This window comes from Singulisphaera rosea (assembly GCF_054877945.1).
The window spans coordinates 126,915-140,284 of record NZ_JBTYIP020000015.1; the positions used below are offsets into that span (position 1 = coordinate 126,915).

Here is a 13,370-nt window from a genome sequence, read left to right on the forward strand (position 1 = left end):
TCTAAAAATAAGAAACTATAAGGTGAAAACTAATTTATACGAAACGCCGTCGTAGGGGCCTCCTGCCGCGACACGGCGGGGTCGCAGAGGAGGGGAGATGATGGTCGACTGGGCTTGGGTTCAGTCCTGGACCTGGAGTCGCCGGATGACGAGCGATCCGGACTTGACGAAGAAGCCCGCAGCCCCGACGTAGTCACCGGCCGGGGAGGTCGAGTGGTCGACCATCGCGGTCTCTTGCCCGTTGATCAGGACCCGCGAGACGCCGCGTTCGTCGACCTTGAACACGACGTTGAAGAACTGGTCGGCGGCCAGGCCATCTCGGGCCTTGCCCCGCTCGGCTTCGAGGAAGTCGATGGAGACCAGCCCGGCCTGGACTTTCCCGCCACGCTCGCCGAGCCGGGTGGTGACGCCGTGCCAGCCGTCGAGGCCGAGGCTCGCCTTGAGGACGAGATAGGCCTCGGTCCCCTTCTCGGCGGCGAGCGACACGCTCAGGCTGGACTTCCGGTAATCGGTCCGGCGGGTGAGCAGGAGGTTGCCTCGGGGGCCCGAATTCAGGAGGAGGCCCTTCGGCCCTAATTTGATGGACTCCGGGTCGCCGATCCGCCACGACTCCACGTCGTCCGGGGTCAGCGAGGGCCAGAAGTCGAGGATCGGGAGCGTCTCGCCTTCCTCGGCCAGGCGAGGGACGCCGGGCCGGATCTCGATCCGACGGACATCGAGGCCTTGGGGTCTCTGGGGCGTGACACGATCGCCGTCTTCGGCCTTGGTCGTCTTCGACCTGGCCGGACGACCCGCCGGGGAATCGGCCGACGCGTCATCCTTCGGTCGGGCTGCGAGTGCGGCCCGACTGCCGACGTCTCTCGCCCCGTCGAGCTCGACGACCTCGAGCTTCCGGATCTGGACATGTGTCTCGGGGCCTTGCGCCTGGAGCGTGACGTAACCCTTGCGGTACGTGTTCTGGCTATCCGCCCAGTCGATGAAGAGCTTGTCGTCGACCCAGACGCGGATGCCCGGGCCGACCGCCTGTACCACCAGGGTGAACCAGGTGTCGTGGGGGATCGGGCTTTCGGTGAACGTGATCGGCTTCATCGGCATGCGATACAGCGAGCCTGTCTTCACGGGGTCTCTATGCGTGCTGTTGATCTGGGCCTCGTAGCCGAGTGGGAAGCCCGGACCGCGTTGGGCCCGGAAGTAGAGCCCCGAGTTTCCCCCGTCGTTGATCATGACCTCGGCCTTGATGAGGACGTTCTCGTAGTCTCCTCGCGTGCTGAAGAGGTGGGTTGGCCCGCCCCAGCCGTGGAGGATCCCGTCGCGGACCGACCAGTGCCGCGAGGGTTCGATTTCGCCCGACTCGCCCATGGCCGTCCACCCGTCGAGGTTCTTGCCGTTGAACAGCGAGACGCGAGGCCGGGAGGCCGAGGATCCCGCCCCTCCTCCGGAGCTGGAGCTCGCCGGCTTGTGGGCCGAGTCGATCTCGAGCGACTTGATAAGCGTTTCGAAGAGGTCCTCCGCACGAGGAGACACGGCTTCCGTTCCCCCGCTCCCGGCCGGCTTCGTCGGCGTCGCCTCTCCGATTCCGAAGGAATCCAAGACCTGGCCCAGGCTCTCGGACGGCGGAGTCGAGGGCCCCTCATGACGTCGGTCGTTCCGTTCGGGCGGACTCGCGGCTTCGGTCGTCCTCGAGCGGGAGGCAACCCCCGTCGAGGTTGTGGCCGGCGGAGCGACCTTGGCGTCGCCCCGACCCGAGGCCAGGTAGTAGACCGACGCGAGCGCCGGCGCGAGGATCCCGACGGCGCCGGCGGCGAGGACAAGGCGGCGACGATCGGTCGTCGGGCGTGGCGTGAGGGAAATCGCGGAGGGACCGGGGTTCGAAGGGTTCGAGTCGCCGAACTCGATCAGGCTATCCCACGCCACGTCCTTGCGGGCGAGCTTGGTCGCTTCAGGACTCGGGGCGACGGCCTGGCGGGTCACGGCCGGACACTCCACGATGGTCCGGTCCGCGACCGGGGCCGAAGTGGTCGCGGTGGACGTTTCCAGGGTGGCCTGGCTCGTCGGCACGACGGTCTTGTAGAACTTTGTCAGCGCCTTGGAGACTTCGATGGGCTCCTGGAAGCGTTGTCCGGGGTCCTTCGCCATCATCTTGCCGACCAGGGCCGCCAACTCGACCGGGACGTCGGTGCGGACGAGGTTCAGGGGCTTGGCGTCGATCGAGTGGTGCGCCTGGAGGATGTCGTACAGGCTGGTGCCCCGGAACGGCGGCCCCCCCGCCAGCAGGTAGTAGAGGGTGCACCCGAGGCTGTAGATGTCGGCGCGGATGTCGGCCTTCTGGGCATCGAGGGTCTGCTCGGGGGCGACGTAGTCGGGGGTGCCGAGCATCTGCCCCTCGTGCGTCAATCCGCCGTCGACCGGGTCCTCCCGGGTCGCCTTGGCGAGCCCGAAGTCGAGGATCTTGACGACGGCCTTCTTCCCGCTGCGGGCGAGCATGAGGTTCCCGGGCTTGATATCCCGATGCACCATCCCCAACTCGTGGGCGTGTTGGAGCCCGAGTGAGGCCTGGTGGACGAAGTACGCGGCGTTCGCCACCGGCACCGGCCCCTTGGACTTGACCAACCTCGCGAGGTCCAGCCCGTCGACGTACTCCATCGCGAAGATCACGCTCTCGCCGCAACGGAATGCCGAGTGCGCGGAGACGACGTTGGGGTGGTGGAGCCGGGCGGCGGATCGGATCTCGCGGAGGAAGCGGTCGAGGACACCCCTACGGTCGAGGAGGTCTTTGCTGACGAGCTTCAAGACCTCGTCCCGGCCCATGAGGCGGTTATGGGCGAGATAGACGACGCCCATCCCGCCTCGGCCGAGCTCACGAAGGACCTGATAGTCGGGGTGGTCGGCGAGTCCGGGAGGCAGCGCCGAGGTCGACGAGCCTGGAATAGCCGAAGCTTCGGCCCTGGTGTCGCGGCCGCGCGGCCGATCGTCCGCCGCGCGGATACGGCTGAGGAAGCTGTCACCCGATAACTCGGCCACTCGGTTCCGGCAATCGTCGCAGGACTCGAGGTGCGCGTGCACGGCGTCGGACAGGCGCGGATCGAGCTTCCCCAGCCCGTAGGCCCGCAGGCGATCCTCCGTCGGATGGGGTGAAGACGTCGTCGTCATGGGTCTCAAGACCTCCGGCGCCCGCGGGGAGCTTCTCCCCGCCGATCGGGGCAACACAAGGGAAAGGCAGGCGGGAGTGGCGACCTGCCGCGAAAACCGAAAATTATTTCAGGAGTTCGCCGGCTTCTGTCCGCAACCTCTTGAGAATTCTGGATTTGGCCTGGAGGACCGCGTTTTCGGTCAGGCCCGTTTGGAGGGAGACCTCGGCGGCAGGGCGGCCTTCGAGGGCGAATTTTTGGAAGGCGTCCCAGCTGGATGGAGTGAAATCAGGCTGGACGATCGCGAGCAGCTTCTTGACGACGTGACTGTCGTGCTCGAGGTCCCACTCACGTGCGAGCTCGCCGTCAGGAGCGGCCAGGTCGTCGAGGAAGCTCTCGGTCGGGTCGGACCCCGTGCGGGGGATCCGCAACCGTTGCCGACGATAGCTCCGCACCTTGTTCACGGTGACCTGCCTGAGCCAGGCCCGGAACGACCCTTCGCGACGACGCTCGAAGCGCGGGATCTCCCGGATCATGACGATGAGGACCTCTTGCGCGAGGTCGGAGACCTCGTCGCCGAGGCCCGGGATCCGCGCGAGCCAACGATTGATGAGGGGCCGATAGATGTCGTGCATCCGGAGCCAGTCCGTCTGCGCCGGGTTCTCTCCCCGGAGTCGGTCGAGCAGGCTGACGGAGGTCGGGATCACGGCCGGATACCCAGTCTCAATCCAACGATTTTGAATCAAAGGATCATTATGGTAATATTCTCATGCAGTTCCCCCAGATATCTTATCGGATTCGCGATGCTGGCGCCAAGGTGTCAGCGGGCCGTCAAATCGGTACGTATTTCGGGGCGAGCTATGATGTCGGGCGGAATTCTCGCCGAGGGGGCGAGCGTCGCGGCACGTGTACCTACCTGCTGCGCGGACATCAACCTTAATTCAGGGCTGACCCAACTCCGCCGTCCGGATTGCACCACGACATGCTCGAACTCCTTGACTCGAGGGAAGACCCTCGATCTGTTCGACGGACCTTACCGTCGGCGCGAGCTGGGCGAGCGGTTAGCGAGTTCGGCCCCAGCGGCGGATCAACCCTCGAAACGAACACCCTCTCAATTGCGGCGACATCCACGAGCAAGGTTCTTCCCGGTGGGCGCCACCCTGGATCGGATGCCTTCCCGAGAGGAACTCGAACCGGTACATGGGGCGAATCGGCGGGGCGGGGGTGCGGACGCCGCGCGGGTTGCCCCCAAGTGCGTGGTGGCCGAGGAGCTCGACCCACCCGGGGACGAACCGCATGGGCTATAGTCAGGAGGCTCAAGGCCGGTTCGCCGGGCTGACTAATCGAACTACTTGCTATCGAGCAGGTTACGTCTCCGATCCGTTGCCGTGCGTGGGCTATTCGTAGAGGCCTTCAACCCCGACGATTCGTGTAAAACCCTGGATTGGCAAAATCCTCTGAAATTCTCTATCTACCCTAAACTTCCTGCTGTAAACTAACGGTGAGGTCGATTTCGCACGAATTGCGTCGTCGTCGCTTTGGCACGCCAAGAGGAGAACAACTGATGATGCGAATGGGATTGCGAGGGATCTTCGCGGCGCTCGGTATGGCGCTCGCTATGGTCCCGGGGACGTCGTCTGCGTGTACGAAGTGCCATCAAGTTCCGTGCTCGTACGTGCCGGCGCCTGCGCCCGCCTACCAGTGCGTAACCGAGATGGTGCCCTATCAGGTCTGTCGGATCGTGCCGCGGGTCCAGTGGCAGTCGATCAGCGAGACGGTGATGGAGCGGGTCTGCGACACGACCTTCATCGACCGCCCCCGCGTGGTCTGCCGCCCGGTCTATAGCACGACCTATGTCCAACAGTGCGTGACGGCCTGCCGCCCGGTCACCGAGACGTTTTACGTCAACCAGTGCGTGACGGTCTGCCGTCCGGTGACGTCGGTCCAGCAGGTCACGGAGTACTGCATGCAGACGGCGATCCAGTACGTCTCCGTGCCGGTCAAGTCGCACGGCTGTGGCCTCTGTCACAAGCCCACCCCTTGCGGGTGTGCGACCGTGGCCCAGACGGTCTGCACGCCGGTCCCCGTCGTGCGCAACGTCTGCGTGACGCAGTACGTGCCGGAAGTCCAAACCCGTCAGATCCCCGTGACGCGAACCCGCATGGTCCCCGAGACCAAGACGATTAGCGTGCCGGTCGTGTCTTGCCGGATGGTCAGCGAAGTCGTCACCGACAAGATCCCGGTGACCACGTTCCGCTGCGTCCCTCGGACGATCACCCGCCAGGTCCCGATCACGACCTGCGAGCGCGTCGTCGAAACCTGCTATCGCCCGGTGACCCGCATGGTTCCGGTTTGCCCGGCGCCGGCCCCGGTGCCGACCTACGCCGCCCCCCAGGCCGTCCCCTCGATGCAGTCGGCCGTCCCGACCAAGCAGAGCTGAGCTTCGAGTTTGGACCCCAAACGGGGTCGAGAGAGGGTGCCTTGCTCATCCTCGCGAATTCGCATTCGGGTCCTCGATCCGCTCGAGGGCCCGGTTCCTTGCCTTGGTAACCTCTCGCGAAACATCCCTCCCCGCGAAATTCTCCGGCTGGGCCCTCTGCGTCGAATCGAGTTTGGACCTCGGCAAACTCGCGTGGGACGAGCGGGAACCCTCTCGCCACGACAGGGAGCGGTCGCGTCGTAAACGGTGTGGCTTGCTCGTCGTCCGCTTGATTTGCCCAGGATTGCCGATTAGAATCCGGTTTGTGGAAAAAGGACGATCCCGATCGAGTGGAAGGAGCCGTTCCATGTCGAGGCGACTCAGGATCGCGGCGTTGAGCCTGTGGCCAGGCCTCCCGCAAGTCTGGTCAGGACGCCGAACGTTCTGTTGGCTCCTCGCCTCGTCAATCGCCACCCTCGCAAGCGCCTCCGCGTGTCTGAGAATCGCGGACGTCGCTGTCGGCTTTGGCGGGACATTCCTGACCGTGGGCGTCCTGTGTTGGCTCACGAGCCGACTTGGCCTGGACCCCGTCTCGGCCGTTGGGCGAGCGATGACTCGGTTTGCTTTGGGTCGGTTCACGGGAGATGAGCGGGACGTTCGGAGTCTGGAAGCTCTCGGGCTGGTGCCGATCCGAGTGACCGCCGGCGGACAAGCGAGCCGGTTCCACCCCCGAAGCCGGGGCTCGGAAGGTCGCTTGGGATGGCAAGTCGGCCCCGGGAGTGGGCGTGCTCGTCGGGGATTTGGACGGACCGGCTGGTGACTGGCGGCGGAAGGGGAGATTCGAGAGACGAGGCTCGGGGCATCGCCGGCGATTCGGGCGATGGATCCCGGGCCTTTTTTTTGCGGCCTTGGACCGTAACCACGTCCTGTTGTCGTGGTCGGAGCGGTGTGGTCCCGGGTCGTGGGTTCCTACACAGTTCCTTCGCGGGCCTCTTGCCCCCTATAATGGAGCGACTCTCGAAGCTTAGGGAGTCTCGATGGACCAGGAAGGGCCTCGTGGACGCGGGCGAGTTAAAGGTCCCGTTCGCGTCGGGCCGTGAATGAGCCTGGCTCGCAAGTGGAATGGATCAGGATCGGCTCGACCTGCTTGATGAACGTTTGACAAGTCTAGTACGTACGTAGATCTCACGGGACGTATTGAGCAGGCCCTGTACCGGGAAGGCCCGGTGGAACCGTCGGAGTCGACCGCATGTATGAACGCTTCACCGATCGTGCTCGCAAGGTGATGCAACTGGCCAATCAGGAGGCCCAGCGCTTCAACCACGAGTACGTCGGCACCGAACACGTCCTGCTCGGCCTGATCAAGGAGGGCAGCGGCGTTGCCGCGAACGTCCTGAAGAACCTGGATGTCGACCTGAGGAAGATCCGGAACGAGGTCGAGAAGATCGTCCAGGCCGGCCCCGACATGGTCACCATGGGCAAGCTGCCCCAGACCCCTCGGGCGAAAAAAGTCATCGAGTATGCGATCGAGGAAGCTCGCAACCTGAACCATAACTACGTGGGGACCGAACACCTCTTGCTCGGCCTGTTGCGCGAGCAGGAGGGAGTCGCCGCTCAAGTTCTGATGAACTTGAACCTGAAGCTGGACGAAGTGCGCGAGGAGGTGCTCAACTTGCTCGGTCACGGGATGGACGCTGGCGGCGAAGGCGAACGCGGCGCCACGTCGAAAGGCAATAAGTCCAAGACTCCGGCCTTGGACTCGTTCGGGCGCGACCTGACCGATCTGGCCCGTCAGGGCAAGCTCGACCCGGTCATCGGTCGCCAAAATGAAATCGAGCGGGTGGTCCAGATCCTCTCGCGTCGGCAGAAAAATAACCCGGTCCTCCTCGGCGAAGCGGGCGTGGGCAAGACGGCGATCGTCGAGGGCCTCGCCCAGATGATCATCGACGGCAACGTCCCCGAACTCCTCCGCGACCGGCGGATCGTCGTCCTCGACCTCGCGATGATGGTCGCCGGCACCAAGTACCGCGGCCAGTTCGAGGAACGCATCAAGGCGGTCATGAACGAGGTCCGCCGCGCCAAGAACACCATCCTCTTCATCGACGAGCTCCACACCCTCGTCGGTGCCGGCGGTGCCGAAGGCGCGATCGACGCCTCGAACGTCCTCAAGCCCGCGCTGGCTCGCGGCGAGGTCCAGTGCATCGGCGCCACCACTCTCGACGAGTACCGCAAGTACATCGAGAAGGACGGTGCGCTCGAGCGGCGCTTCCAGACCATCGTCGTCGAGCCGCCCAGCAAGACCGAGGCCCTCGAGATCCTCCGCGGCCTCCGCGACCGGTACGAGGCGCACCACCGCGTCCAGATCACCGACGAGGCCCTCGAAGCCTCGATCGAGCTCTCGGATCGGTACATCACCGGCCGATGCCTGCCCGACAAGGCCATCGACGTGGTCGACGAGGCCGGCGCCCGCGTCCGCCTCAAGGCGATGACCCGGCCCCCGGATCTCAAGGAGCTCGACGACCAGATCGAACGCCTCAACCAGGACAAGGAAGAGGCGGTCGCCAATCAGGACTTCGAGCGCGCCGCGGCCCTACGCGACCAGGCCGACAAGCTCAAGAAGAAGAAAGAGACCATCAACCGCGAGTGGCGTGAGCGCTCGAAGGAAGTTGATGGGACCGTCGACGAAGAGGTGATCGCCGAGGTCATCAGCAAGATGACCGGGATCCCGCTCACTCGGCTCGAGGCGGAAGAGACCGGTCGACTCCTCAAGATGGAGGAGGAGATCCAGAAGAAGGTCATCTCCCAGACCGAGGCGATCAAGCGGATCAGCCAGGCGGTCCGCCGCAGCCGCTCCGGCCTCAAGGACCCGAAGCGCCCCATCGGCTGCTTCATCTTCGCCGGCCCCACCGGGGTCGGGAAGACCTTGCTCGCCAAGGCGCTCGCCGAGTTCATGTTCGGCGACTCCGACGCATTGATCCAGATCGATATGTCGGAGTACATGGAGAAGCACAACGTCTCGAGGCTGATCGGCGCCCCTCCGGGCTACGTCGGCTACGAGGAGGGGGGCCAACTCACCGAGAAGATCCGCCGCCGACCCTACGCGGTGGTCCTCCTCGACGAGATCGAGAAGGCGCACCCCGACGTCTACAACATGCTCCTCCAGATCATGGAAGAAGGCCGGCTGACCGACAGCTTCGGCCGCAACGTCGACTTCAAGAACACGATCATCATCATGACCACGAACGCCGGCGCCGAGGTCACCTCGGTCAACTCCGGCTTCGGGTTCGAACGTGGCCGGAGCCAGGACGACGCGGTCACCTACGAGTCGATGAAAGATCGGCTCAAGGTCGCCATCGAGAAGTACTTCCGGCCCGAGTTCTTGAACCGGCTCGATGACGTCATCGTGTTCCACACCTTGAATAAGGATAACCTCAAGCATATCGTCGACATCGAGCTCGCCAAGGTCCGTAGCCGTCTCGCCGACCGCGGCCTCGAGCTCGTCCTGACCGATCCTGCCAAGGAATACCTGATCTTCAAGGGCTTCAACCCCGACTACGGGGCCCGGCCGTTGCGTCGCTCGATCGAGAACCACATCGAGGACCCGCTCGCTGAGGAGATCCTCCGCGGTACCTTCAAGGGCAAGGACAGGATCACTGTCCTCCTCGAGGGTGAAGGGGACACGAGGCGGATCAAGTTCGAGGCCACGAATAAGGCCGAGACCCCCGCACTCGCCGGCGTCGGCGGCACAGCCCCGGCGACCGAAGAGAAGTCGTCCTGATCGACTGCCTCGAGCACCGATTGACTATCGACGGGCGAGTGGAGAGTTCTCTCTCCACTCGCCCGTCGTCGTTGGTCGGGAACATAAACCCCGATGAGTCGGACGTCCTATGAACTTGCCCCGAAAGCCGATCCAATCGGGTTTCGAGGTCGTCAGTCAGCGCGAACGTTCGCGGGCTTCGGCGACCATGCGGACTAACGCCCCGTTGTCCTGCTTCCGGGCGACGGCCTCGGCTTCGGCGAGCAACTTGGTTCGGTGGTCATCCCGGTGGGCCTGCCTCGACACGTCCGCGGCGAGGATCAGGAGTCGGACCTGGTCGGCCGGCGTGCTCTGTCCTCGGGAGATCGTCAGGGCTTCGTCGAGTATCGTCGAGGCCTCCGTCGAGGCTCCCGACCGACTCAGGTCATTGGAGAGGGCGACCAGGGAATCGATTTCCTCGTCGGCGTCTTCGGCCTTTCGCGCCGAGGCGACCGCACGTCGGCCCAGGAGGATCGCGTTCTTGAGGTCCCCGGCGTCGGCGGCGAGTGACGCGAGGAACCGCTCGTCGTCCGCGAGTGCTCCATGATCCTCGAGTTGCTCGTGCTGGCTCGCAGCGTGCTCGACCCGCTTCCGGGCTTCGTCGACCCGGTCGAGTCCGAGGTAGGCGTCCCCGAGCAGTCGGTCCATCGCGGCGGCATCGGCCTCCTGGTGGAGCTCGACGAACCGGTCACGTGCCTCGAGCAGCTTCTGAGCCGCGGGACCGGCCTTGTCGAGAGCCAGGTAGGTCCGCCCGAACTCGCCGAGGGTTTTCGCGCTTCGCGCGGGGTCGTTCAGCGCCCGAGCCAATGTCATCGCCCGGTCGAGATGAGACGGTGACTCCTCAGGGTGGCCTGAAACACGCAAGGCGTAGGCCAGGAGGAGCCGGGCGTCGGCCTCATGATCGCGGTCGATCGCCTTCGAGAGCAGGGGGAGGGCTTCGGTGATCGCCGTGATCGCCTCGGGAGCGCGCTCGAGGCGGAGCAAGGCGTCTCCAATCAGGAATTGGTCATATCCCTCGAATCCACGGTCTTCTCGTTTGGCGTCGAGCCCGCGGGCCAACTTCCAGAGGGAGATCGCAGCCTCGAGGTCGCCGAGCCGGTCTTGGCAGCATCCCGCCGCCCTCGCCGCGTAAGCTTCGTAGCGGGTGTCGCCCAGCGCCGCCCTCGAACTTCGTTCGGCCTCATACAGTGGGAGGGCGGCCGCGAAGTCCCCTTCCTTGAAGAGGCGGTCGGCTTCGGCGGACAGGCCACGGGCTTCGGCTTCCGACCGGGCCCGATCCGGCTCGTCCGCACGAATCCCGGAGGCGCTACTCAACATCAGAGCCATCGCCACGACGCCGGACAACTGCGACCCAAGTGGTTGCCAACCCCCATGGATGCGAGGTCGGGCGAAGTCCCTGGAGCGTTCCGGATCGGTTCGAGACACGGCCGTCCTCCACGATAAGGGGCGTGGCCCTCGCCGGGGGCAGGGGCGTCGCGCTTACGACTTCGTCCTCGTGCCGTAATCGACCTTCAAGGGGATCACCGGCTCGGATCCGGCCGTGACCAGTGCGGTTGCCTTCGCCCTGCGGCGGGTGGGCGGTCGGAGCCGGTCGACCAGCACGACGAAGGCGGGGACCAGGATCGGTCGGACGAGGAACGTGTCGAGAAGGACTCCGAGTCCGAGCGCGAAGCCCAGCTCTCGGAGTGCGGTGAGGCTCCCCGTCAGCATCGAGCCGAAAGTGCCGGCCATGATCAGCCCACAGGAGCTGATGATCCCCCCGGTGTGCGCGATTGCCAACCGAGTCCCTTCGACGACACCGTGTTTGCGCTCTTCTTCGATGACCCGCGACATCAGGAAGATGTTGTAGTCTTCTCCGACGGCCACAAGGATTACGAAGAGGAAGAAGCCTACCTTCCAATCCAGGCCAATCCAGGGGTCGGGGCCTTGATGGAGGGAGCGGAAGACGACCTCGGTCATGCCGAGCGACGCGAGATACCCGAGCACGACCGTCACGATCAGGTAGAGGCAGATGCCCGGTCGACGCAGCAGGACGACGAGGATAGCGTAGACCCCGACGGTGACGAGCACGTACATCCGCCGTTCGTCGTTCGTCGTCACCTTCTTGAGATCGTTCACGGCAGCTGACGCTCCGGAAAGCCCGACGGCGGTGGTCCCTTCCAGTGGCTGGCCAGGACCCCTCAGGCTCTTGAGCTTCGCGTAAACGGTCTCGAGGGCACGCAAGCTCGAGTCGGAGAATGGGTCGCTCTTGAAGACGACGTCGATCTTGGTGATGTGGTCTGCGTCGGCCTTCGCCTTCGGCTTGGTGCTGACATATCGAGTGTCGACGGCGGGAAGGATCGAACGCTGGATGAATCGCTCGAAGATCGTCTTCTGAGAGTCCGGGACGGGTGGCTTGCCGAGGGGTTGGTAGAGCGATCGGACCTCGGCCACGTTCGGGATCGCGGCGAGCTGGGTGCTGAGCTCGCCGATCTTGGCACGTCCCTCGTCGGAGCGAAAGTTGAGCTTCGGGTGTTCGAGCAGGAGAATCGTCGGGCTCAACTCGCCGACGGCGAAGTAGCGCTGCACCGTCTTGGCGCCGATCACGCTGTCCTGGTCGGGGTTGAGGTCGGCGAGCTGGCTGTAGTTCGGCCGAGTGTGGGCCCCGATCCAGGCGAAGGGGGCGAGCGCAAGGATGCAGAGGACCAAAATGCGGACCGGGTACCGGACGACGAGGTCGGCGGCCTTCATCCAGAAGCCCGACATCGGCAATTGTTCAAGACTCTCGATCTCTCGGTCGGCCCCAACCTCGTGGTGGGGCTGGCGGAAGGGCCAGAAGACGGTCGCCCGGAGCCAGTGGAGCAGTACCGGGCCCAACGTCAAGGCCGCGACCAGGGCGATGGCCAGGCTGAGTGCGATCGCGGGGCCCGTATATTGGATCTTGGCGAAGCTCGAGAACCACAGCATCCCCAGCCCGACGATCACGGTCCCGGCGCTGGCCACGAGGGCACCGCCGACCTGGGTGATCGCCTCGCGGAGCGCGTCGTCACGCCGCCGTCCACGGATCAACTCTTCTCGATATCGAGCGATCAGGAACAGGCAATAGTCGGTCCCGGCGCCGAACAAGACGACGATCACGAAAACATTCGTGATATTGATCACCTGGAAATTCAGCCCGGGCACCTTCGTGAGCAGCGCGATCGACAGCATCGACGCCCAGACCGACAGCGCGATCGTCAGGAGCGGGATCAGGGCGAGCAGGGGGGAGCGATAGACCGCGAGGAGGATCACGACGACCAGGGCGATCGTCGCGTGTGTCGTGTTTGAAATGCTGGATGTCGAGGCCTTGTTCATGTCGTGGCCGACGACCGCCGACCCCGTCAGGGCCAGGGTCAGCCCCGTCGGCGGCTTCGGCAGCGTCTGCATGTCCTTTTTCAGGGCGTCCACGGCGATGCGCGTCGACTTCGCGACGTAGGTGCCGTTCAGCGAGATGATCGTCAAGACCGCCTGCCCGACGCCGTCGGGGCCCGTGCCGATGAACCGAGAGCCGATGACCGGGCTCCGGAATGTCTCGATCTTCTTGATGCCGAGGGCGGCGTCGGACTCGCGGACGCGGTTCAGCCTGGCGATGATCTGATCCACATAGCTGAAATCTTCGGGCGTGAGCCGACCCTCCCGGCGCTCGCTGACGACGACCACCTGGGAGCTCGAGGCGTCACGCGGGAAGCCACGCTCGAGGAGGTCCTGGCCGATGACGCTGGGATAACCCGCGGGGAAGAATCGGACGTCATCGTCCTTGCTAACTTGATCCCAAGAGGGGGCTACCGCATAGAGCGCTGCGGCCAGACCCAGCCATCCGAGGACGACCAGGGCTCCCCGGCGGAGGACCACGTCGGCGATCGATTCGAACATGGGAAATATTGCATCCGTTATGCAGGAACCGACCGCGACCGTGTCGGAACTCGGTGGGCCGCTCGGGAATCCCTTCCTCAGTGCGGACCGGCGATCGCACTTAAAGTCTACTGAGGGAACATAATGAAACGATCCG

Annotated in this window: 6 protein-coding genes; 2 read left to right on the plus strand and 4 right to left on the minus strand. The window is 64.8% G+C overall.

Annotation, left to right across the window (positions count from 1 at the left end; genetic code table 11):
* Positions 1 to 120: 120 nt before the first annotated feature.
* Both ACYOEI_RS23485 and ACYOEI_RS23490 read right to left on the minus strand, forming a co-directional pair.
* On the minus strand, positions 121 to 3,150 hold the full coding sequence (locus ACYOEI_RS23485; protein ID WP_462852062.1) for a protein kinase domain-containing protein: 3,030 nt from the start codon (positions 3,148 to 3,150) through the stop codon (positions 121 to 123).
* A 103-nt stretch (positions 3,151 to 3,253) separates the two neighbouring features.
* Positions 3,254 to 3,835 carry an RNA polymerase sigma factor gene (locus tag ACYOEI_RS23490; RefSeq protein ID WP_462852063.1) on the minus strand — a complete coding sequence of 194 codons (582 nt, stop codon included), beginning with the start codon at positions 3,833 to 3,835 and terminating at the stop codon, positions 3,254 to 3,256.
* An 857-nt stretch (positions 3,836 to 4,692) separates the two neighbouring features.
* Here ACYOEI_RS23490 and ACYOEI_RS23495 point away from each other — a divergent pair.
* Together ACYOEI_RS23495 and ACYOEI_RS23500 are read left to right on the plus strand one after the other, a co-directional pair.
* Entirely contained in the window at positions 4,693 to 5,568 is an 876-nt protein-coding gene (locus ACYOEI_RS23495) for a hypothetical protein (protein WP_462852064.1), read from the plus strand.
* Positions 5,569 to 6,796: 1,228 nt separating this feature from the next.
* A complete protein-coding gene (locus ACYOEI_RS23500) occupies positions 6,797 to 9,325 on the plus strand; it encodes an ATP-dependent Clp protease ATP-binding subunit (RefSeq protein ID WP_462852065.1) in 2,529 nt (842 codons plus the stop codon).
* Between the two features lie 156 nt (positions 9,326 to 9,481).
* Here ACYOEI_RS23500 and ACYOEI_RS23505 read toward each other — a convergent pair whose 3' ends face one another.
* On the minus strand, positions 9,482 to 10,660 hold the full coding sequence (locus tag ACYOEI_RS23505; protein ID WP_462852066.1) for a tetratricopeptide repeat protein: 1,179 nt from the start codon (positions 10,658 to 10,660) through the stop codon (positions 9,482 to 9,484).
* A gap of 162 nt (positions 10,661 to 10,822) precedes the next feature.
* Positions 10,823 to 13,234 carry an MMPL family transporter gene (locus tag ACYOEI_RS23510; protein WP_462852067.1) on the minus strand — a complete coding sequence of 804 codons (2,412 nt, stop codon included), beginning with the start codon at positions 13,232 to 13,234 and terminating at the stop codon, positions 10,823 to 10,825.
* Between the last annotated feature and the right edge of the window lie 136 nt (positions 13,235 to 13,370).

Excerpts from the sequence above, each read along its gene's own strand:
- ACYOEI_RS23485 (WP_462852062.1), bottom strand. The coding sequence starts at position 3,150 with ATGACGACGACGTCTTCACCCCATCCGACGGAGGATCGCCTGCGGGCC.
- ACYOEI_RS23495 (WP_462852064.1), top strand. The coding sequence starts at position 4,693 with ATGATGCGAATGGGATTGCGAGGGATCTTCGCGGCGCTCGGTATGGCG.
- ACYOEI_RS23500 (WP_462852065.1), top strand. The coding sequence starts at position 6,797 with ATGTATGAACGCTTCACCGATCGTGCTCGCAAGGTGATGCAACTGGCC.
- ACYOEI_RS23505 (WP_462852066.1), bottom strand. The coding sequence starts at position 10,660 with ATGTTGAGTAGCGCCTCCGGGATTCGTGCGGACGAGCCGGATCGGGCC.
- ACYOEI_RS23510 (WP_462852067.1), bottom strand. The coding sequence starts at position 13,234 with ATGTTCGAATCGATCGCCGACGTGGTCCTCCGCCGGGGAGCCCTGGTC.